The organism is Pseudomonas sp. AC242, assembly GCF_979258655.1.
Genome location: NZ_OZ409873.1, coordinates 3,537,745 through 3,558,277, shown reverse-complemented (window position 1 = coordinate 3,558,277; position 20,533 = coordinate 3,537,745). Strand labels below are relative to the sequence as shown.

At 53.9% G+C, this 20,533-nt stretch carries 17 protein-coding genes and 2 pseudogenes; 12 read left to right on the top strand and 7 right to left on the bottom strand.

Annotated elements, in window-relative coordinates:
* Positions 1 to 346 precede the first annotated feature (346 nt).
* The 6 genes from galE to ACZZ0A_RS15900 all read left to right on the top strand — a co-directional run bounded on the left by galE (position 347) and on the right by ACZZ0A_RS15900 (position 6,546).
* Positions 347 to 1,363, top strand: a complete 1,017-nt coding sequence (gene galE / locus ACZZ0A_RS15925; protein WP_447786440.1) for a UDP-glucose 4-epimerase GalE — start codon at positions 347 to 349, stop codon at positions 1,361 to 1,363.
* Positions 1,364 to 1,593: 230 nt separating this feature from the next.
* Complete coding sequence (locus ACZZ0A_RS15920) at positions 1,594 to 1,830, top strand: hypothetical protein (protein ID WP_007910552.1); 237 nt, start codon at positions 1,594 to 1,596, stop codon at positions 1,828 to 1,830.
* A 90-nt stretch (positions 1,831 to 1,920) separates the two neighbouring features.
* Positions 1,921 to 3,036 (top strand): polysaccharide biosynthesis/export family protein, encoded by a 1,116-nt coding sequence (locus tag ACZZ0A_RS15915; RefSeq protein WP_176472376.1) that lies wholly within the window; start codon positions 1,921 to 1,923, stop codon positions 3,034 to 3,036.
* 11 nt (positions 3,037 to 3,047) lie between these two features.
* Positions 3,048 to 3,713: a YjbF family lipoprotein gene (locus ACZZ0A_RS15910; RefSeq protein ID WP_007910554.1), complete on the top strand. Its 666-nt coding sequence runs from the start codon at positions 3,048 to 3,050 to the stop codon at positions 3,711 to 3,713.
* On the top strand, positions 3,713 to 4,471 hold the full coding sequence (locus tag ACZZ0A_RS15905; protein ID WP_463543445.1) for a capsule biosynthesis GfcC family protein: 759 nt from the start codon (positions 3,713 to 3,715) through the stop codon (positions 4,469 to 4,471). The genes ACZZ0A_RS15910 and ACZZ0A_RS15905 overlap by 1 nt, the downstream gene beginning before the upstream one ends.
* Positions 4,468 to 6,546 (top strand): YjbH domain-containing protein, encoded by a 2,079-nt coding sequence (locus ACZZ0A_RS15900; RefSeq protein WP_463543444.1) that lies wholly within the window; start codon positions 4,468 to 4,470, stop codon positions 6,544 to 6,546. The genes ACZZ0A_RS15905 and ACZZ0A_RS15900 overlap by 4 nt, the downstream gene beginning before the upstream one ends.
* Before the next feature lie 764 nt (positions 6,547 to 7,310).
* On the opposite strand, the gene ACZZ0A_RS15895 is transcribed toward ACZZ0A_RS15900, so the two are convergent.
* The 3 genes from ACZZ0A_RS15895 to ACZZ0A_RS15885 form a co-directional block, all read right to left on the bottom strand.
* Positions 7,311 to 8,705 carry an undecaprenyl-phosphate glucose phosphotransferase gene (locus tag ACZZ0A_RS15895; protein WP_414893277.1) on the bottom strand — a complete coding sequence of 465 codons (1,395 nt, stop codon included), beginning with the start codon at positions 8,703 to 8,705 and terminating at the stop codon, positions 7,311 to 7,313.
* A 391-nt stretch (positions 8,706 to 9,096) separates the two neighbouring features.
* On the bottom strand, positions 9,097 to 9,729 hold the full coding sequence (locus ACZZ0A_RS15890) for a winged helix-turn-helix domain-containing protein (RefSeq protein ID WP_414915702.1): 633 nt from the start codon (positions 9,727 to 9,729) through the stop codon (positions 9,097 to 9,099).
* A gap of 279 nt (positions 9,730 to 10,008) precedes the next feature.
* A complete protein-coding gene (locus tag ACZZ0A_RS15885) occupies positions 10,009 to 10,749 on the bottom strand; it encodes a winged helix-turn-helix domain-containing protein (RefSeq protein WP_007915508.1) in 741 nt (246 codons plus the stop codon).
* 505 nt (positions 10,750 to 11,254) lie between these two features.
* On the opposite strand from ACZZ0A_RS15885, the gene ACZZ0A_RS15880 reads away from it, so the two are divergent.
* A complete protein-coding gene (locus tag ACZZ0A_RS15880; RefSeq protein ID WP_095114324.1) occupies positions 11,255 to 12,088 on the top strand; it encodes an undecaprenyl-diphosphate phosphatase in 834 nt (277 codons plus the stop codon).
* On the opposite strand, the gene ACZZ0A_RS15875 is transcribed toward ACZZ0A_RS15880, so the two are convergent.
* On the bottom strand, positions 12,089 to 12,508 hold the full coding sequence (locus tag ACZZ0A_RS15875) for a DUF2388 domain-containing protein (protein WP_463543443.1): 420 nt from the start codon (positions 12,506 to 12,508) through the stop codon (positions 12,089 to 12,091).
* 27 nt (positions 12,509 to 12,535) lie between these two features.
* The gene (gene dusA / locus ACZZ0A_RS15870) at positions 12,536 to 13,531 is read right to left on the bottom strand and encodes a tRNA dihydrouridine(20/20a) synthase DusA (RefSeq protein ID WP_463543442.1); all 996 of its coding nucleotides are present in this window, start codon (positions 13,529 to 13,531) and stop codon (positions 12,536 to 12,538) included.
* A 259-nt stretch (positions 13,532 to 13,790) separates the two neighbouring features.
* Between dusA and ACZZ0A_RS15865 the strand changes: the two genes are divergently transcribed.
* A complete protein-coding gene (locus ACZZ0A_RS15865; RefSeq protein ID WP_160041175.1) occupies positions 13,791 to 14,726 on the top strand; it encodes a ParA family protein in 936 nt (311 codons plus the stop codon).
* Between the two features lie 3 nt (positions 14,727 to 14,729).
* On the top strand, positions 14,730 to 15,176 hold the full coding sequence (locus tag ACZZ0A_RS15860; RefSeq protein ID WP_160041173.1) for a hypothetical protein: 447 nt from the start codon (positions 14,730 to 14,732) through the stop codon (positions 15,174 to 15,176).
* A 227-nt stretch (positions 15,177 to 15,403) separates the two neighbouring features.
* On the opposite strand, the gene ACZZ0A_RS15855 is transcribed toward ACZZ0A_RS15860, so the two are convergent.
* A complete protein-coding gene (locus ACZZ0A_RS15855) occupies positions 15,404 to 16,663 on the bottom strand; it encodes a hypothetical protein (RefSeq protein ID WP_463543441.1) in 1,260 nt (419 codons plus the stop codon).
* 717 nt (positions 16,664 to 17,380) lie between these two features.
* Here ACZZ0A_RS15855 and ACZZ0A_RS15850 point away from each other — a divergent pair.
* The 3 genes and pseudogenes from ACZZ0A_RS15850 to ACZZ0A_RS15840 form a co-directional block, all read left to right on the top strand.
* Positions 17,381 to 17,467, top strand: a pseudogene (locus ACZZ0A_RS15850) (DUF6124 family protein); the annotation flags it as partial.
* Between the two features lie 60 nt (positions 17,468 to 17,527).
* Positions 17,528 to 18,711, top strand: a protein-coding gene (locus ACZZ0A_RS15845; protein ID WP_208867554.1) for an IS3 family transposase whose coding sequence is annotated in 2 segments (ribosomal slippage) — positions 17,528 to 17,792 and positions 17,792 to 18,711 — 1,185 coding nt in all. Because the reading frame shifts where the segments join, the coding sequence is not laid out codon by codon here.
* Between the two features lie 6 nt (positions 18,712 to 18,717).
* Positions 18,718 to 19,002: pseudogene (locus tag ACZZ0A_RS15840) on the top strand (DUF6124 family protein); the annotation flags it as partial.
* An 86-nt stretch (positions 19,003 to 19,088) separates the two neighbouring features.
* Here the strand turns inward: ACZZ0A_RS15840 and ACZZ0A_RS15835 are convergent.
* Positions 19,089 to 20,504, bottom strand: coding sequence for an amino acid permease (locus tag ACZZ0A_RS15835; RefSeq protein WP_463543440.1), 1,416 nt, complete (start codon positions 20,502 to 20,504; stop codon positions 19,089 to 19,091).
* Positions 20,505 to 20,533: the final 29 nt, after the last annotated feature.

Sequence of the window (20,533 nt, the reverse complement as noted above, 5' to 3'; positions counted from 1 at the left end):
CTAATAAAGGGCGTACAAGTTTCAATGTTGGATTGAAGGCTTACTTTAATACCTGAGTCAGGTTATTAATGGCAAATGCTCGTGACGGTAAAACACGACAATGTTATGAGATGTCGGTAAGTGCGTTGTTAGTTATTTTTAGTCGGTATCTGTTGATAGTGATGAGTGCACAGGGAGTGCTAATAAGTAGCGGGCAATACAGTGTGACCTGCAAAAATATTTATTGCCAGTCATTGAACTAGTTTTGTTTTCGGTTGTTGTCGCCTTGTTTGTGTGGATTGTGACACATCTTCAATGAATCAGGCTTGACACGCTACTTGTCACTCATTCAAAGACGGATCGCGCTATGAAGATTCTGGTAACGGGTGGCGCCGGCTATATCGGCTCGCACACCACACTTGCTCTACTTGAAGCAGGTTATGAAGTTGTCGTACTGGATAACCTTTGTAACAGCAGCGAAGCATCGTTGCACGCCGTTGAGGGCATTTGCGGCAAGAGTGCCTGGATGATCCGCGGCGATGTCTGTGACCGGGCACTGCTCGACCGGATTTTCCGTGAGCACAACATCGACGCGGTGCTGCATTTTGCCGGCCTGAAAGCGGTCGGCGAAAGCGTGCGCAAACCGCTCGAGTACTACGAGACCAACGTCAGCGGTAGCATTAATCTGTGCCAGGCAATGGCGGCGGCGGGGGTGTTCCGGCTGGTGTTCAGTTCGTCGGCCACGGTGTATGGCGAGCCTGAGCAGATGCCGATCCGCGAGGATTTCCCCACTGGTAATCCGACCAATCCTTACGGCCAGTCCAAGCTGATCGTCGAGAACGTGCTGCGTGACCTGAGCCTGGCCGAGCCGCGCTGGAGCATCGCCTTGCTGCGCTACTTCAACCCGATCGGCGCCCACGCCAGCGGCCATATGGGCGAAGACCCCAACGGCATCCCGAATAATCTGGTGCCGTACATCAGTCAGGTGGCGGTCGGCAGCCTGCAAGAGTTGTCGATTTTCGGCAACGATTACCCGACTGTCGACGGTACTGGCGTGCGCGATTACATCCACGTCGTCGATCTGGCGGACGGTCACTTGAAGGCGTTGCAGTCGATCTCCGGACGCACCGGCATTCATACCTGGAACCTTGGCACGGGCGATGGCTACAGCGTGCTGCAAGTGCTCCACGCGTTTGAACAGGCCTGCGGGCAACCGGTGCCTTACCGGATGATGCCGCGCCGTTCCGGGGATATCGCCGAGAGCTGGGCCGACGCCTCCAAGGCTGCGAAGGAACTTGGCTGGAAAGCCACGCGCAACTTGCAGGATATGGTCACTGACACTTGGCGCTGGCAATCGAACCATCCCAAAGGCTACTTGGGATGATGGCCATTTAACTCAATGTTATTTTCAGTCAGGTTGTTAGATAACGTCGGGAAATTACACTGGCAATGCCTTTTGCAAGTCCGTAGATATAAACCTGCCGTTCGACTTTTATCAGTTGGGTAAGACTGTGAAAGAACGACGGATCATGTTCGCGCTTTTTGCGGACTTGAACTCACCACCGCTAACTCAGGCCGGTTTTTTAACAGGTCGAATGTTAGAAAGGAGTTGATATGAAAAAAGTGATGGCAGTTGCCCTGTTGACGATGTTGAGCAACTGGGCTGCCGCCGCTGAAGCACCGCTGACAGCGGTAACCAATGTAGGTGGCAACGTGGCGGCTTCTCAAGCGCCCGCAGCCAGTACTGCAATGGTTGCCAGTGCTGTAGCGGCGTCTAACAGCGGTGGCAGTGCCAACGGCGGTACCACCGGTACGACGGGTACCACCGGTACCACCGGCACGCATAACTAACAGGAAGTTCTGTTAGTGCAGTACAAGGTCGCCCGACGCAAGTCGGGTGACTTTGTTTTTGGATTCGCCCTTGAATAGCGTAGTGCCATTATGACTCGTAGTGTTTATCTTTTAATGTTGGCAAGTCTCGCTTTGCAAGGTTGCATGTTTTCCCCCGGTCAATACCTCAGCACCGGCAGCATCACCCGCCAGGGCGCCAGCGAAAGCAGCCGGGTCGAGCTGATTCCGATCACACCCAAGCTGATTGCCATGAACCGCGCCACGCAAAAGCGTGAGTCGCTGCCGCCGGAGTTGTTGGCGACCCCGGCCGAATACCGCATCGGCAACAACGATGTCCTGTACATCACCGTGTGGGATCACCCCGAGCTGACGGCCCCGTCCGGCGCGCAACAACAGATCGATGCCAACGGCCGTCTGGTGCGCTCCGATGGCACGCTCTATTACCCGTTCATCAAGGAAGTCCAGGCCACCGGCCGGACCATCCAGCAACTGCGCTCGGACATTGAACAGCGGCTGTCGGCATTCATTGCCGAGCCGCAGGTGGATGTCGCGGTGTTGCGTTTTGCCAGCCAGAAAGTCGTGGTCACTGGCGCGGTGGCCAAGGCCGGCCCGCAAGCGATTTCGACCAATCCGCTGAGCGTGGTCGAAGCCCTCGGTTCCGCCGGCATCGATACCAACAATGCCGATTTGTCCGGGCTGTTGCTGACCCGCAACGGCCGCACGTATCCGCTCAACCTCGACTCGCTCAATCAGCAGGATTCCGAGTTGCAGAACGTCTTCCTCAAGGGCGGCGATCAGCTGTATCTGCCGTACAACGACAACAAGCGCATCTACGTGATGGGCGAGGTCAACCAGCCGCGCGCGTTGAGTTTCAAGACCGCGACGATGAACCTCACCGATGTGCTCGGTTCGGTCGGCGGCTTGAGCCAGACCACCTCCAATGGCAACGCGGTGTACGTCATTCGTGGCGTGGAAAACCTCGATGTCGAGCCGGCGAAGATCTACCAGTTGGAAGCTGAATCGCCGACTGCCATGGCGCTCGCTTCGCACTTCGAAGTCCGCCCGCAGGACGTGGTGTATGTCGGGCCTGCCAACGTGACTCGCTGGAACCGTCTGATCAGCCAACTGGTGCCGTCGGCATCGATTGTCGGCACTGGCGCTTCCGCTGCGAAGAACTGGAGCGAATACAGTAACAACAGCAAATAAGGTCGCCGACTTTGAATATTTTGAAAGTTGGCCTGTGCCTGATGGCGGCCTCGTTGCTGTGCGGCTGTAACCCGCTGATGAGCGCTTCGTTGAACAACCTTAAGGCGGCAGTCGTCGGCCCGGATGAGGTCGACGTGTCGGCGGCTGAAGTGGCCGGGGTCAATTATCCGCAAATGAAACTGACCACGCCGTCCGGTTCCGGGGTGCTGGCGCTGGTGCGCGAGCGCGAAGACCTGCAGTTCTGGGTCGCCTCGGGCAAACAGGTTCTGCTGCTGCGCAATGGCCTCGCCGTGCGCAGCATCGGCCTGGGGCTGGAAGGCGATCTCGATGGCACGCGGCTGGCCGATGACTCGCCGTTCAAACAAGGCCTGCATCACGTCGCCGACGGTTTCACCACGCGGCGCTGGATCGACCTCTACAAGGGCCAGGAAGTCGGGGTGATCGTCAACAGCCGCTTCTCCCGCCGCTCCGAACAGACCCTGCAGATTCTCGACAAGGAATACACCGTGCTGCGTGTCGATGAGCAGATTGACGCCCCGGCCATCGGCCTGAGCGCGACCAATCGTTACTGGGTCGATCCGCGTGACGGTTTCATTTTGCAGAGCGAGCAGCAACTGACCTCGCAGTTACGCGTCAAGGTTGTGCAACTGACCCCTGATCGCAGGCACCTGCCGTGATGCGCCTGAAAATGTTATCGGCGAGCTTGTTGCTGGTCGCGAGTGTGAGTCAGGCGGCCGTCACGGTGTCGGGCGATGTCGCCAATCCCGGGCCGGTCGCGTTACCAGCCGGCGGGCGCTTGCTCGATGTGATCAGCGAAGCCGTGCCGAATGCCGAAGGTTATTGGCTGGCGGGCGGGTTGCTGCGTCAGTCGCTGATCGAGGAGCAAACGCGGCTGAAGGTCGGCGTGTTGTTTGACCTGGATGTGCTGCAACGCATGTCGATGCTGTTCGATCTGCCGAGTCGGGCGGCGCTGGCGCAGCGTATTGCCGAAGAAGTGCGGCGGATGCCGGTGACCGGGCGGCAGATTGCCGATCTCGATCCGGTGGCGCTGGAGGTTGGCTTCGCGCGCAACATTCGCCTCGATGACGGCGATCGTCTGGTTTATCCGCAACGCGTCGACGAAGTGCAAGTGTTGGGCGCAGTCGCCGAGCCGTGTCACTTGCCGTATCAGCCGTTGCAGGAGGCCCGTGAGTATCTGCAAGGCTGCTCGATTCTGGCCGATGCCGAAGCCGATTACCTGTGGTTGATCCAGCCCAACGGCGTGTCGCGGCGCGTCGGCATTGCCCACTGGAATCGCGAGTCCGGGCAGTTTCCGGTGGCCGGCAGCAAGATTCTGGTGCCGTTGAAAAATGATGATCTTGATCCGCCTATCCCTGAGCTGAATCAGCAGTTGGCTGAATTTATTGCCACGCAGCTGGCCGAGGTGGTTCGTTGAAGTTACGTTTTGCAGCTGTGTTGTTATTGCCGTGTGGTTTGGCTCATGCAGAGCCGCGCATTACCCAGAATGACTTCGGTGGCACCGGTCTGTTGCAGACGCCGACCGCGCGCATGGCCCCGGCCGGCGAGTTGAGCGTCAACGCCAACCGCACCGATCCGTACAGTCGCTACAGCGTGTCGTTGCAGCCGCTGGACTGGCTCGAAGGCTCGTTTCGCTACACCGCGATCACCAACCGGCCGTACGGCTCGGAGGCCCTCAGCGGTAGTCAAAGCTATAAGGACAAGGCGGTCGACGTCAAAGTCCGGCTGTGGCAGGAAAGCCACTGGCTGCCCGATGTGGCGCTGGGCTTCCGAGACGTCGGCGGTACGGGTTTGTTCTCCAGTGAATTTTTCGTCGCCAACAAGCGCTACGACAACTTCGATTTCAGCGCCGGGATTGCCTGGGGTTACCTGGGTAATCGCGGCGATATCGACAACCCGTTGGGCTACGTCAGCGATCGCTTCGATACCCGACCGGCCCTGGAGGGCACCGGTGACGTCAACTCGGGTTCGTACTTTCGTGGGCGGCCGTCGTTCTTCGGTGGCGTGAGCTATCAGACGCCGTGGGATCGCCTCAGCCTGAAACTCGAATTCGAAGGTAACGACTACAAGCACGAGCCGAAGGACAACGAGATCAAACAGGACTCGCCGATCAACCTTGGCGCAGTGTTCAAGGTGACTGATTCGGTCGATGTCAGCGCGGCGTGGGAGCGCGGCAACACGGCGATGTTCGGCGTGACCTTCCACACCAATTTCGTCAGCCGCAAGGCACCGGCGAAGACTTACGATCCGACCCCGGAACCGCTGCCGGCGAAGGCACCGACCACGGCGATGGATCAGGTCAACTGGGCCAACGTCTCGCAGCGTTTGCAGCAGAATGCCGGCTACAAGGTCGAGCGCATCACCCAGCGTGATTCCGAACTGATTGTGTATGGCGAGCAGCAGCGTTACTTCCATTCGTCCAAGGCTGTCGGGCGGGCGAGCCGGATTCTCGACAACAGCGTCAACGACGACATCGACTGGTTCACCGTGGTCAACAAGCGCTACGACTTGCCGCTGGAAGAAACCAGCGTGCCGCGCCAGACCTTCCGCGAAGTGATCAACAACGAAGAGCCGCTGCAATCGCTGCACCGCACCACCGAGATCAACCCGGCGATGCCGCGTAACGAAAAGACCCTTTACACCGAAGCGCCGCAGCATTTCAGTTATGGCGTGGGATTGGGCTTCAAGCAGAACGTTGGCGGTCCGGATGGCTTGCTCTATCAATTGAGCGCCGATGCCGACGCCGAATACCGCTTCAATCGCAACACCTGGTGGAGCGGCTTGCTCAGTGCCAACCTGGCCAACAACTTCGACAAATTCACCTACGACGCGCCGAGCGGCTTGCCGCGTGTGCGCACGGATTTGCGTCAGTACCTGACCACGTCCAACACGACCATGCCGTTGTTCCAGGTCAGCCATGCCGAGCAGTTGGATAAAGACTGGTACGGCATGGTGTATGGCGGTTATCTGGAGTCGATGTTTGCCGGTGTCGGCGGTGAGGTGTTGTTCCGCCCGACCGGTGAGCGCTGGTCGGTGGGCGCGGATCTGAACTGGGTGCGTCAGCGTGATTTCGATCAAGGCTTTGCCTTGCGTGATTACTCGGTGGTGACCGGGCATGTCACGGCGTATACCGATTTGCCGTTCGATACGCTGGCGGCGGTTAGTGTTGGGCGTTATCTGGCCGGAGACTGGGGCGGCACGCTGGACATCTCGCGCGAGTTTTTCAATGGCGTGCGTTTTGGCGCGTGGGCGACGATCACCACGGCGGGCAGCGCGGAATATGGCGAAGGTAGTTTCGACAAAGGCATCTACCTGTCGATCCCGTTCGACGAAATGATGAGCATGTCGACCATGCGCCGCGCCAACCTGGTCTGGGCCCCACTGACCCGTGACGGTGGTGCGCGACTGAATCGCGGCTACCAACTGCACTCGATGACCGATAGCCGGGAAGGGGATATGTTTTATCGGAATTTCGAGAAGATTACCGAGTAAGCGCAGATATCCGAAACACCTCTGAAACCTGTGGGAGCTGGCTTGCCAGCGATGAGGTCGGCACATTCAAGATTGATATTGGCTGACCCACCGCCATCGCTGGCAAGTCGAATCGTCGCACCGCAGCTCCCACAGGTTATGTGTCTAGCCACAAGGCCTGAGCCAACCACAAATCCCCTGTAGGCCTTCGCCTGCTCGCGAACGCGTCCGTACAGTCGACATCCCTGTTGCCTGACCCACCGCCATCGCGAGCAGGCGAAGGCCTACATTGGTTATTTGTCACGCCACAAATCCCGAACCAGCCAAAAATCCCCTGTAGGAGTGAGCCTGCTCGCGATAGCGTTCGACCAGCCGACATCCCTGTTGCCTGACCCACCGCCATCGCGAGCAGGCGAAGGCCTACATTGGTTATTTGTCACGCCACAAATCCCGAGCCAATCCCGAATCCCTGTGGGAGCTGGCTTGCCAGCGATGAGGTCGGCACATTCAATATTGTTATTGGCTGACCCACCGCCATCGCTGGCAAGCCAGCTCCCACAGGTTGCGTGTCTAGCCACAAGGCTTGAGCCAAACACAAATCCCTGTGGGAGTGAGCCTGCTCGCGAAGGCGTCGGCACAGTCAGCATCATCATTGCCTGACCCACCGCCATCGCGAGCAGGCTCACTCCCACAGTTTTTGCATCCATCCAAGATCCGATTCCATCCCCAAATCCCAGGCACAAAAAAGGGGACTTTCGTCCCCTTGCGGTATACAGCTTCAAACCTCAGTAAATATCCTTCGACAGCAACGTAAACGGCGTCTTCACCAGGATCTTCAGGTCCAGCCACAACGACCAGCTGTTGATGTACTGCAGGTCAATCTCGACACGCTTCTGCATCTTGTCGATGGTGTCCGTCTCACCGCGGCAGCCGCTGATCTGGGCCAGGCCGGTGATCCCCGGTTTAATCCGGTGACGCGCCATGTACGCGAGTATTTTCCCCGAGTAGTAGTTGTTGTGCGCGACGGCATGCGGGCGAGGGCCGACCAGGGCCATATGCCCCTGCAAAACGTTGAACAGTTGCGGCAACTCATCCAGCGAAGTGCGGCGGATGAAGCGACCGACTGCGGTAATGCGCGAGTCATTACGGCTGGCCTGCTTCACATCACGGTCATCGTGAACACGCATCGAGCGGAACTTCCACACCTTGATCACCTTGCCGTTCCAGCCATGACGATCCTGCTTGAAAAACACCGGGCCGGGCGAGTTGATCTTCACCGCCAACGCAATGATCAGCAGGATCGGACTCAGCGCGATGATCGCCAGAAACGCCACGGTTTTCTCGACCAGGCTCTTGCTCAAAGCAGCGGTAGGGCGGCTGGTCAACGGGCTCTCGTTCAAGTAGATCGCCGGCAGACCGTCCACGACTTTCACCGAGTGATTGAGCAGGGTCAGACTGTTCAAGTCCGGCACCCACACCACATCAACGTTGGCTCCTAGCAAGTCACCATAAATCGCCTCGATTTTCGCGGCTTCACACAGCGGCAGGGTGATATACAAGCGGCGAATGTCATGCGCCTCGATCAGCTCCAGCAGTTGCTCCTGATCGCCAACCACGCGCGGTGCATCCGGACCCAGCGCAGACACATCACCATTGCTGACCAAACCTACCAAAGGCAGGTTTTCCAGTTGGCTGAGCTTCTTCGCCAGACCCAACGCCAGTTCGCCGGTGCCGACGATCAGCGTCTTGTGCTCGCTTTTACGCGAACGCTGGTAGTACTTGGAAAACGCATGCAGCGGAGCGTACAGAAAGGCCTGACCGAGGAAGCCATACACCGCCCAGCTCAGAATCACCTGTCGTGAAAACAGCTCATCGGCCTGGCAGACAAAGGCGATGCACGCCAGCGCCGCCATGGTCATCGACCAGCCCATAAACAGTCGACCGAGACCGGTCAGGTAATTGTCACGCTTGCGATACACACCGCTAAATGTATAAGCCGGCACCGACGCCAGTACCGCCAGCGTTGCACACATCCGGTAGTAAAACGCGACCGTCCCGGTGTGCTGCTCAGCGAGTATGAACAACAGCGTCACCACAAAGCCCTGTGCCAGCGCCCATTGGCCCCAAAAGGTCAGTCCCTTGAGGCCTGTGCTTCGATTGATACTTAGAGAAAGATCCATACGGTATCCCCAAAAGACGTCCATTCAGGTTTCAACAGTTGAAAACCGAGTTGTTATGCAGACTTATTGTTTTTGTTCTAACGAGTGTCCTGAGGTAACAACATCGATATGCCGAACTGTCGTCAGTCAATAGACTAAGTTATTGTCTGGAATGGTGTCTGACGAGTTCTAACAAGATGGCACAGTGCCAACTTTTTAATAATTAAATATAAGAGTGTTAGAAAAGGTCGCAGAGGAAGGGGTGAATAAATGATGTTGTATTTGTTACTGTTGGAGGGTGGAGGCAGGGAGTGTTCAAATCAAGGAGGAAGATGAAACCAAACAGAGTGCTCTTGTTGTTTTTGTAATCGCACTTTTTTCTGTTTGTTCTGTTCGTGGAGGTCTTGCGAGGTTACGCGACGATTTCCTGAATCAGGCAATAACCGCGGTTTCTGACGGCACGAAACAGTCGTTCGCCATGACTGGCGCTTTTGAACTTGTCTTGCAGGCGACTCAGGCACATCTCCAGGCCGCGATATTGTTCCGGCTCTCGGCCGATGCTGAGAATCAGCTCGTCACGACTGACAACACGCTCTTCATGGGTGAGCATTTTCCTGACCAGTGCTGTTTCCAGGCCAGTCAGGCTGATTTCGACACCTTCTTTGACCAGTGCACCCTGATCAGGGTCGAGATGCCAGGTTTCATTGCCGGGCATATCACCTTCAACGGCAGGTGGCATGTTGCGGGTTTCCCCGGTAATGGCCGGGACATTCTGGAAAGGATTAGCCGATTGCGCTGCGCGCCATTCGGACTCGAGCGTGGCCAATATTCGCTGAGTATCGTGTTCGATACTGCGCGGGGCATTTTTTCGACTGATGCCTGGATATGTGAACTCCATCACCATTGGAGCGGAAGAGGGCGAATCCACCCCTTCAAACGAATTGAAACGTTCGCTGGACAGCATGCTCTCCAGTTCGCGTTGCGACGTTGTACTGTGAGTCACGACAACAAAATATTTCCTTGGGAGGGTTGTACTAGTTTCCATGTCTCTCTCCTGAATACATACCAAAATTGGCTAAAAGATAAATCGGCAGGCGAGCAATGACTTCCTCGGAAGTAATCGATAGGCAGGGTCTGGGCCCAAGATTGGCCCTCGATAAATTCCACTCGATCTGCTGCTATGTTATGGAGTTTTATTGTTATGGGTCGTGTTGTCGCGCTCATTCAATTGCTTGATTTCAAACAGGCGTGAAGCAGAACGGGAGCTATATGGTTGCATTAGACGATCCTTCGTACGTATGCAAATGGGATGGCTGCCCGAGAGTCAGGCAGTCGATATCAGACCCCGCAGCAGGCGATAGCCATAGCCGCGAATGCTCTGAATCGCGTTTGTACCATACATGTCCTTGATTTTTCCACGCAAGCGACTGATTGATTTTTCCAGTGCTCGAGGGTCGTAGAAATTGGCGTTGAGGCCCATGATGCTGGCGATTTCATCATGGCTCAGAATGTGATTGCTGGTTTGCGCGAAGGCTTCGAGGATCTTCATTTCGGCAAACGAGATGTCGAGTTTCTTGCTGGTGCCCATCAGGCAGATACGGGTCGGATCAAGCGTCAGATCGATATCGCGTTGCCATTCTTCACTGTTGAAGAACTCGCCCAGCAACTCGGCGCCATCCTCGGAAAGGGTATTGAGCTTGATACAAACATCCGCGCCAGCCAGATAATATTTGATCTTGTTGAAGGCGCCGCGACCGGTGATGACCGCGCAAATGATCGGCTTCAAGTTGTCGCTGCGCAGGTTCTCGACCAGCGCCAGATTGTCTTCGAGGGCCTGTGGGCTGTCGATAATCAGGAAGATCGCTCGATACGAACCAGACTGTTCATTCAACTGATATGCACTAGTGTACGCATTGGCTTCGAGCGCCATATCGGTACGTATATGCTGGGCGACTAGCGCTTTGAAATGTTCAGCCACGCCACGGGTACGACCCAGAGTAAGAACACCAGGTTCGTCGTTTGTCGGGCGCGGGCTTCTAGTCGCTAAGTTCGCTGAGAGCATCATGCATTGACTCGAATTAAGTGCTGACATCGGGATGTTAAAGCACCGGTTCTCATCTGTGACTGACAATTGGTAACATTCACGCGATTTTTAGACGTGGCTCCCGAGTTTTCTAACAATAATTAAGCTTTTCAAGCTTTTAGTTGATTTTCTCGAAAGGGTGAACTACTGCTTAGATGGTGGCGATATGCAATGGTGCCACTATTTTGAGCTTATTGCGATGGCTTTGTCTATGTCCATCTGCCACTGTCTGGCCATCTCTGGATAATGTGATATTGATCACACTTTATTGTCAGAGCAACTTTTTTCTGCAAAAAGGCCTAAATATTTTCTGCGTAGTTCGTCAGCCGACGATTACTAACATGGCTTGAGTGTGTCTTTTAATAAGACGTAATCTTTGTGGCTGATGAACTTTTGCGTTTATGTATGTCAATGGTCTCACTGCAGATACTCAACCCCTGAGTGTTATTACCCGGTCGCTCGCCACGAGCGCTCTGACGGAGGATTAATGGATTTCTGGACCCTTTTCCAGGTGTTGATATTAGGTGCGGTAGAGGGCCTGACCGAGTTCTTGCCGATCTCGAGTACCGGCCACCAGATCATCGTCGCCGACTTGCTGGAATTCGGCGGCGAACGCGCCATGGCGTTCAACATCATTATTCAACTGGGTGCCATTCTTGCTGTCGTCTGGGAGTTTCGACCGAAGATCTTCGAAATCGTCAAAGGCCTGCCCACCGAACGCAATGCACAACGCTTCACCCTCAACTTGCTGATCGCCTTTCTGCCCGCCGTGGTCTTGGGCGTGTTGTTCGCCGACGCCATCCACGAATACCTGTTCAACCCGATCACCGTTGCCGTGGCACTGGTCGTCGGCGGCATCATCATGTTGTGGGCCGAACAGCGCAGCCATGTGATCAGCGTCGAACACGTCGACGACATGCGCTGGTCTCACGCACTGAAAGTCGGATTCGTACAATGCCTGGCGATGATTCCCGGCACCTCGCGCTCCGGCTCGACCATCATCGGCGGCCTGCTCTTCGGCCTGTCGCGCAAAGCCGCCACCGAGTTCTCGTTTTTCCTCGCCATGCCGACCATGGTCGGCGCCGCCGTGTACTCCGGCTACAAATACCGCGACCTGTTCCAGCCCAACGACCTGCCAGTCTTCGCCCTCGGCTTCGTCACCGCGTTCATCTTCGCCATGATCGCCGTGCGTGGCTTGCTCAAATTTATTGCCAACCACAGTTATGCCGCGTTCGCTTGGTACCGGATCGCGTTTGGCTTGTTGATTCTGGCGACGTGGCTGTTTGGCTGGGTCAACTGGACCGCCGCAGCGGCCGCCTGATCACTGAGCGCTGATCAACGCCGCAACGGCGAGATCGTTTAACGCCGAATCCGGCGACTCCTGGCGATAGCGCTGCAAGGCCGAGGTGAAATACGCGGCCTGCAGCATGCCGTCGCTGGCCAGATAGAGTCGCGCGTCTTCTTGCTCCTCGGCAGAGTAAACACGCTTGTGACTGTCGGTCGTTTCCTGGCTAGTCGAAATAGGTGCGAGGATTAAAGACACCAAGGTGAAGCCGGAAAACTGCGTCACCTCCCACGGCGTATCAGTACGGCCCATGCAAAAGCCATCGCAGTGCGCATAAACGTCGGAAGTGAAGCTGAACAAAGCGAGGAGGGTGAAACGCTTGAAAGCAGAAAAACTAAACGCGGGCATAAACAAAAGACATCCTGTCAGTACAACAAAACAGCGGGCAACGCTCATGCGTCGCCCGCACACTCAAACCATCAATCAACGACCTTCAAGCAACTCAGCTGCCTGATCCAGCAACGCCAACGGATCCTTGGCCTTGTGAATATCCACCGACAACAACTGACGGAATTTCCGCGCCCCCGGGAACCCCGTGCCCAGGCCCAACACATGCCGCGTGATGTGATGCATCGCACCACCGGCCAGCAAATGCTCGGCTATATAAGGACGCAACTGCGCCAACGCCTCAGCCCGACTGATCACCGGCGCCGAACTGCCGAACAACTGCTGATCCACCTCCGCCAGCAAATACGGATTGTGATAAGCCTCACGCCCCAACATCACACCGTCGAACGTCTGCAAATGCTCATGGCAAGCCTCCATCGTCTTGATCCCGCCATTCAGCACAATCTCCAACGCCGGAAAATCCGCCTTCAGCTGCGCCGCCACGTCATAGCGCAACGGCGGAATGTCGCGATTCTCCTTCGGCGACAACCCCTCCAGAATCGCAATCCGCGCATGCACGGTGAAACTGGTGCACCCGGCATCGCGGACTGTGCCGACGAAATCACACAACTCCGCGTAACTGTCCCGACCGTTGATGCCGATGCGATGCTTCACCGTTACCGGAATCGACACCGCATCACGCATCGCCTTCACACAATCCGCCACCAGTTGTGGATGACCCATCAGGCACGCGCCGATCATGTTGTTTTGCACGCGATCGCTCGGGCAGCCGACGTTTAGGTTCACCTCGTCGTAACCGTGTTCCTGAGCCATGCGGGCGCAGGCGGCCAGATCCAACGGAACGCTACCGCCCAACTGCAACGCGAGAGGGTGCTCGGCTTCGTTGTGACGGAGAAAGCGTTCGTGATCGCCGTTGAGGAGTGCGCCGGTGGTGACCATTTCGGTGTAGAGGAGCGCGTTCTTCGATAGGAGGCGTAGGAAGAAACGGCAATGGCGGTCAGTCCAATCCATCATCGGAGCGACGGAGAAGCGGCGGGAGAGTGGGGCGGGTGTGGCGGTGATAGGGGGCATTGGCGGTTCTGGTGTTAGTGGAGGCAGGGTGGGGAGTTTATCAGAATGAGCACGAGTACTCAGATGAGTCTTGCAACTGGATTTGCTGATGATTTTAGGAAAACCTGATGGACCGACCCATACTTTGAAGAAAATATTTATTCTTTAATTTTCAATGAGATATATTTCAATTAGATTTTTAAGTATAAAAGCTGCTAGCTTACACAGGGATGATGTCGTGGTGACATCGCGTGTGCAACTGAGTTGCAAGGAGCAAAGAATGGATGTGGTTGCGGTTATTAATTATAAAGGTGGTGTTGGAAAAACAACGGTTACATCGAATATAGCGGCAGAGTTGGCTTTCAAAGGAAAGAAGGTGCTCTTGCTTGATACGGATGCGCAGGCAAGTTTGACGTTTTCATTTGTTCAGCCGGATGTATGGGATGAAAAATACAAAGAGTCTCTTACTATTAAGTCTTGGTTTGACGCAATTTCTCAAGGAAAAGAGCCTCCTCCTCTAAATAAATTTATTATTTCACCTCCGCATGTAAATGCATACTTGAAACGTGCCAGATCTACTGGGCAGATAGATTTAATATGTTCGCACTTGGGCTTGATTAATGTTGATTTGGAGCTGGCAACCCTACTGGGAGGCGCTAATCTTCAACAGTCTAAGCTGAACTATATAAAGGTTCACGGGAAGTTGCGTGACGCGATCGAAAGATTGGAGCGGGAATCAGATTACGACGTTTTGTTAATTGATTGCCCTCCCAATTTTAATATTGTAACAAAAAATGCGATTGTGGCTAGTCAGAAAATATTGATTCCGGCGAAGCCAGACTATCTGTCAACGTTAGGTATAGACTATCTTCGCCAAAGTGTTGATCAGTTGGTGCGAGAGTTTAATGAATATGCAAACATGGATTCGAAGGTTGGAAATATTTCGCCGGAAATACTTGGTGTTGTTTTTACAATGATTCAAATTACAAGCGGTATGCCAATATCTGCTCAGCGTCAGTATATTGCTCAGACGAAACGTTCTGGTATTTTTACGTATGAAAAATTTTTCAGAGAAAACAAGACAATGTTTGCGAGTGCGCCTGAAAGCTTGATTCCTGCAGTGCTGCAATATCATTCTGCTGGAACCTATGCGAACATAGTTGAGGAGTTGGGGCAGTTTGTTGAAGAGTTTGAGGGTACTTTGGAGGAGGTGTAAGTAATGGTGAAGGAGAGATACGATTTAGCATTTGCATTACGTCGTTATGCAGAGGCTATAGCATCTTTAAGTGACGACGATTTGCTCAAGCTTGCAGACGAAACGTATTCCGTGGAAGTGAAGTTTTTGCGTCGTCGAGGTAAAGGGGCTCCTGAAGTCGAAGTTTCAAAAGAGAATATTAGGGATTTGGCTGAAAAGCTGATTTCTACCGAGAGTAGAGATCAGGCTCTGGCATTTCTAAATTCCAATTTTAGAACTAAAAAAAGCTTAGATAGTATCGCACGACTTTTGGATGTTCCCGTCTTAAAGACCGATAAGGTTGACGGATTGGCCGAGAAAATTGTAGAGGCTACAGTTGGGGCGAGAAAAAGATCAGAGGCAATTCAAGGTTATAGAAAACATAGCTCCGTAGCTCTTGCGGCTGAGCCATCAAAAGATAGTTCTGACTGATTGCAATTCTGATTGAGACGGTTGCAGCGTTTAACTGTGACCGTTTTAAAAAAGGCAAAAGGTGACGGATTTATTTAGATGGATGTGGCTTGGCAGTAAACAAATCCGTCCCCCCTTTTTCAATAAAAGGAGCCCAACTCCGTTAGTAGTGAAGTTGGGCGCCTTGTTATGTTAATACTTTCTTGTATGAAGTGGGCGCCGGCAGATGGTCATGGAAGGGGTGCTTTTTATGAGAGTTCCGAAACTGCAAGTATTACTGACTCAGAAATAAAGCGAAGAAGCGGAATTTCTTTAACTAAAAATCGTTCATCTCGGAAAGGTGTGTATTTCGCTCTATCCCCATCTTTGCTATGAACTAATGCATTTCTTGTTGAGTATATTCGGCCGGCTAGATTTTTTATTATTGTTTCGTTGTCGGTAGAGCTAAGGTTGACTTTGGATCCATTTGAAAAATTAACTTGTTCGTTCTTGTAGTATTCTACGAGTGAAGCATCATATTCATTGAGCTTATCAACGATTTCTTGCTTTTCCATGAATCTTGTCAGCGTGATGCATAGCGCTTGAAACTCGCTAAAAGTTATGGTTTCACTACGAATTTGCAAGTTTTTCTTGATGGTGGTAACCAGTCCTGCAATATCTTTTTTTCTTTTGTATGAGAAGCTAGGTTGTGTTATTGCTGTTTTTATGTTTTCGATTAGTTCGTCGTTGAATACGGATTCAAAGAAGTGCTCTAAAACATGATAGAAAGAAAGGAATTGTACAGTTGGGTTGTCTGTAGAGATTCCCAATACATAGTGATTGACTAGATCTTCATTGTATACGCGGCGGGGTGGATCCATTTCACTTATGGCTGAGCGCCGCATGCGAGTAATTCGGCCACGTCTAGATATTTCTAATAAAAATCTTTGTGGTACTACAGCTAGATCTAGGTTGTAGGCTAGATGGAACAATAGTGAGTTTGACAGAGACTGAAAACGTTTGATGTTTGTTTTGTGGGTTGACTGTATTTTTAAGGTTAATTGGCGTCCTAAGACTGTTCTTAGGGCATCTAGCGCACTTGTGTCGTCTGAGAGTCGGATCAACCTATCTCGACCAAGGGGGCCTGATATAAGATCGCGTAGTGATCCGCTCTTGTTCGCAGAGCAAATAAGCCAGATTAGATATTCTTCGCTAGATCCGGAAATTTCATATGTAACCTGAGTGTCGGTGTCTTCTAGTATTAAAGGCTCGCTGCGCATTGAAAAGGGCTGCGGGCTTTCGACGTGGACTATAATTTCATATTCGTTTTCTGAATGAAGTGCTGTTTCATCGCTCACAGATTTTTTTGCAATTGAAGTCATGGCTGTAACGATTGAGCTTAAAGGAAGTATATATTCACGATCTCTAATTTTGTATGTGGCATTACCGCTCTCAATTGCTACCTCGCAGCGAAGAGTAATGGCGATAAGCTCGGCAATTTCAAGTTCGTTGTAATCGAAAATATTCATTTAGTGCTCACAAATATAAATTCATATCGGCTCGAACGAGGTGGTATTTGATGAATCGGTTCGGCCGGAGAAATAGATTGTACGGATCTGGTGATATCTCAGGATGGGTAGCATTTTGCCTTCTTAAGGCACATCAGGCGACATCTATTGTTTAAAAAGTAAGAGATTTAGAACGTTGGCGGTGCGGAAATGGTACGGCTATTTCAAGATGTGGCTGGATGCCTTATAAATCAAGGCCTATAAGAGAAATACGTCCAATCCATCATCGGAGTAACGGGCAGCGCTTGAAAACGGAACGCAGTGCTCTTTGCACAGTTTTGAATCGATCACCTTGCTCGTAGAGCCTTTCCAAACAGAAAAAACGCGTCTGTTTAAATTAAGCCTGTTGCTGCAGTCCTGAGCCTACACTCCCTTGCGCCACCCCCTACACCTAAGACAGAATCCGCCGGCTTGTGCGTCTAGCCCGCACGTTCTATCGTCCCCACATCACTGAAAACCAGTGATCGGGTTTGGTAGCCCGCTTCGTGTCTAGATGCATCGCATCACCAATTTCAGTCGCTTTCCCAGGGCTCGAATTTCATGGTGGTCATGCGTGGGGCCCATTCGTGGGCGCCGGGTTCTAGTGCGACCGGTCTACCAACCCGCGTATGGCCGCCACCCATCGTTTGGTAGCGTGGGTGATGGCTTCTTTTAGTAATCGCGCTAGAGGTTCCATCTATGTTCAAAGTAACGCCCAACCCACCAGAAACCGATCCCGCATCCCCCTACGATTCCCTCAACCCGAAAAAACTCCACGAAGCTGCAGTGGTCTAATTTCCCCGGACACCCCGATAGGTGGAAAATACATCTATCGAGGAGTTATTCATGACTAAAAAACGCAGGGCATTCGACGACAGCTTCAAGCTGCAAGTCGTGAAGATGATCAAGGATCAGGGACTCACCGTTGTACAGGTTTGCCAGGATCTGAACATTGGTGAGACAGCCGTTCGACGCTGGGTTCAGCAATACGAGGCAGAGCAACTGGGGCAGGCCGGAATCGGCAAGCCATTAACGGCAGAGCAACAGCGCATCCGGCAATTGGAACAAGAAAATCGGCAGCTCAAGATGGATAACGACATCTTAAAAAAGGCTACCGCCTTCTTTGCCCGCGAGCTGAAGTAAGGTATCGACTGGTTCGGCAGCTGCAACAGAAGGCTTACTCAGTGGCACATGTCTGTCGGTTGCTGAGCATCAGTCGTTCAGGCTTCTATGAGTCTCAGAAGCGTGCTGATGCGCCTGTTCGGCAGAGTTGTCCTGTTCTTGTGCAACTCAAGGCGTCTTTCGCCGAGAGTGGAGGCTGCTACGGCAGCCGCCCTTTGCGCGACGCTTTGCGCGGTAAAGGCATGCTTGTCGGGCTGTATAAAATCCGTCGATTGATGCGGGCTAACGGACTGCGTTCAGCCTGGAAGCGCAAGTTTGTACACACAACCGATAGTAATCATGACCTGCCGATTGCAGAGAATGTACTGAACAGAAAATTTGATCCAGTAGCGCCAAACAAGGCCTGGGTAGCCGACATCACTTATATCCGCACCCGCAGTGGCTGGTTGTATCTGGCCGTGGTGTTGGACTTGTTTTCACGCAAGATAGTGGGCTGGTCGATGGCTCCGAACATGCCGGCAGAGCTGGTGTGCACCGCGATGCAACTGGCAATCGCGCAGCGTCAACCGCCGCCAGGCTTGATTGCCCACTCAGATCGGGGTAGCCAATATGCGAGTGCAACTTACAGAGAATTACTGGCAAGAAACGACATGCAGCAGAGCATGAGCCGTAAAGGTAATTGCTGGGACAATGCAGTGATGGAGCGCTTCTTTTTGAGTTTGAAAATGGAGCGAGTATGGCGACGTGACTACGCGAACCACGCTGAAGCGATCCGCGACATCACCGAATACATCGTTGGGTTTTACAACAACGAACGGCTGCACTCGAAACTGGGATATCTGCCACCGACCGTTTACGAGCGGGCGATGGCGTCAAAACCACCTATCGAGGTGTCCGGAATTAGTTGACCACTGCAAGCAGCCGAGCGCGCCCTCGATCACTACCTCCTTCCCGCCGGCCACATCATGTCCAGCGTCAACGAGCCCGAGCGCATGTACCTTGCCAATCCTAAGTACGACTCGGAATCCCTGCTGGCCAACGCCAGTGAAACGCTGAGTTCCGCCTCGGAAATGCTCAACAACTTCGCCGCAGCACTGGACCCCTCACACCGCAAAACCGCGCTGGGCATTGCGCAGGTGGTGATGTTGGGCGAGTTGGCGGTGAATCAGGCGTTGGATAACGTAGAGGTGAAGGCGTAATGCCTGTCCCGCCATGGGCGGGTGAAATGCTCGTTCACTGATAACCAAAAGCCGTCACTTTAAGGTGACGGCTTTCACTCGCACATTTAGCCAAACTGACCCGCCGACTCAACCGCAGGTTTCGGCTTCCTCAACCGCGTCAACTGGTAAGCAATCCCCAACCAAACAAACCACCCCGGCATGACCATCAACGCAATCCGCGTATCAGGCCGTAACGCCAGTAACCCCAGCACAACCCCCAAAAACGCCAACGAAAACCAAGCCATCGGCACACCGCCGGGCATCTTGTAAGCCGACTTCGCATGCAAATCCGGACGTTTTTTCCGGTAGGCGATGTAAGACGCGAGGATGGTCGACCAGGTGAAGATCACCAGAATCGCCGACACGGTGGAGACGATGGTGAATGCGGTCATGACTTCCGGCACGATGAACAGCACCAGTACGCCGACCAGCATCAACAGCGTGGTGAACGCCAGGCTTAGCAGCGGCACGCTGTTGCTCGACAGTCGGCGGAAGAGGCCGGGTGCGTTGTCCTGATTGGCCAGCCCGAACAGCATGCGGCTCGATGAGAACACGCCGCTGTTGGCCGAGGAGGCCGCGGAGGTCAGGACCACGAAGTTGACGATGCCGGCCGCTGCGGGAAATCCGGCGACGAGGAACAGTTCGACAAACGGGCTTTTGACGGGGGAGACCTGTTGCCACGAGGTCACGGCAATAATGCAGGTCAGCGCCAACACGTAGAACAGGATGATCCGCAGCGGAATCGAGTTGATCGCTTTGGGCAGGGTTTTCTCTGGCGAGCGGGTTTCGGCGGCGGCGGTGCCGATCAGCTCGGTGCCGGCGAAGGAGAAGATCGCCATTTGAAATCCAGCGAAGAAGCCGAACAAGCCGTTGGGGAACGCCGCCTGTTTGTCCACCAGGTGACTCAGGGACGCGGTGACGCCGCTGGGCGATACGAATGAGCTGGCGATCAGCACGCTGCTGACGCCGATCAGGGTCACGACGGCGATGATCTTGATGATCGCGAACCAGAATTCCACTTCACCGAACAGCCTGACGGTCAGCACGTTGAGGGCGAACAGGGTTGCCAGCATGCCGACGGCGGGTATCCACGCCGGTACGTCGGGGAACCAGTACTGGAAGAATCCGCCGACCACGACGGCGTCGCCGATCACCGCCACGCTCCAGCTCAGCCAGTACGACCAGCCGAGGAAGAACGCCGCGCGCGGGCCGAGGTAGGCGCCGGCGAAGTCGGCGAAGGTTTTGAAGTTGAGGTTGGACAGGAGCATTTCGCCCATGGCGCGCATGACGAAAAACACGAACAGGCCGATGATCATGTAGATGAGGATGATCGATGTCCCGGAGAGAGCGATGATCTTCCCGGAGCCCATGAACAGGCCGGTACCGATGGCGCCGCCCATGGCCATTAACTGGATGTGACGATTGCTGAGCGTGCGCTGCAGCGCGGGCTGTTCAGGCAGCCCGGAAGGGGTCGATTTCATTGCAAAACCTCTTGATTTTATGTTTTTGA

Bases quoted from the DNA above. Each gene is read 5' to 3' on its own strand.
- ACZZ0A_RS15905 (WP_463543445.1), top strand. From the start codon at position 3,713: ATGCGCCTGAAAATGTTATCGGCGAGCTTGTTGCTGGTCGCGAGTGTG.
- ACZZ0A_RS15880 (WP_095114324.1), top strand. From the start codon at position 11,255: ATGGATTTCTGGACCCTTTTCCAGGTGTTGATATTAGGTGCGGTAGAG.
- dusA (WP_463543442.1), bottom strand. From the start codon at position 13,531: ATGCCCCCTATCACCGCCACACCCGCCCCACTCTCCCGCCGCTTCTCC.
- ACZZ0A_RS15920 (WP_007910552.1), top strand. From the start codon at position 1,594: ATGAAAAAAGTGATGGCAGTTGCCCTGTTGACGATGTTGAGCAACTGG.
- ACZZ0A_RS15885 (WP_007915508.1), bottom strand. From the start codon at position 10,749: ATGATGCTCTCAGCGAACTTAGCGACTAGAAGCCCGCGCCCGACAAAC.
- ACZZ0A_RS15860 (WP_160041173.1), top strand. From the start codon at position 14,730: ATGGTGAAGGAGAGATACGATTTAGCATTTGCATTACGTCGTTATGCA.
- ACZZ0A_RS15915 (WP_176472376.1), top strand. From the start codon at position 1,921: ATGACTCGTAGTGTTTATCTTTTAATGTTGGCAAGTCTCGCTTTGCAA.
- ACZZ0A_RS15895 (WP_414893277.1), bottom strand. From the start codon at position 8,705: ATGGATCTTTCTCTAAGTATCAATCGAAGCACAGGCCTCAAGGGACTG.
- ACZZ0A_RS15835 (WP_463543440.1), bottom strand. From the start codon at position 20,504: ATGAAATCGACCCCTTCCGGGCTGCCTGAACAGCCCGCGCTGCAGCGC.
- galE (WP_447786440.1), top strand. From the start codon at position 347: ATGAAGATTCTGGTAACGGGTGGCGCCGGCTATATCGGCTCGCACACC.
- ACZZ0A_RS15890 (WP_414915702.1), bottom strand. From the start codon at position 9,729: ATGGAAACTAGTACAACCCTCCCAAGGAAATATTTTGTTGTCGTGACT.
- ACZZ0A_RS15865 (WP_160041175.1), top strand. From the start codon at position 13,791: ATGGATGTGGTTGCGGTTATTAATTATAAAGGTGGTGTTGGAAAAACA.
- ACZZ0A_RS15875 (WP_463543443.1), bottom strand. From the start codon at position 12,508: ATGAGCGTTGCCCGCTGTTTTGTTGTACTGACAGGATGTCTTTTGTTT.
- ACZZ0A_RS15855 (WP_463543441.1), bottom strand. From the start codon at position 16,663: ATGAATATTTTCGATTACAACGAACTTGAAATTGCCGAGCTTATCGCC.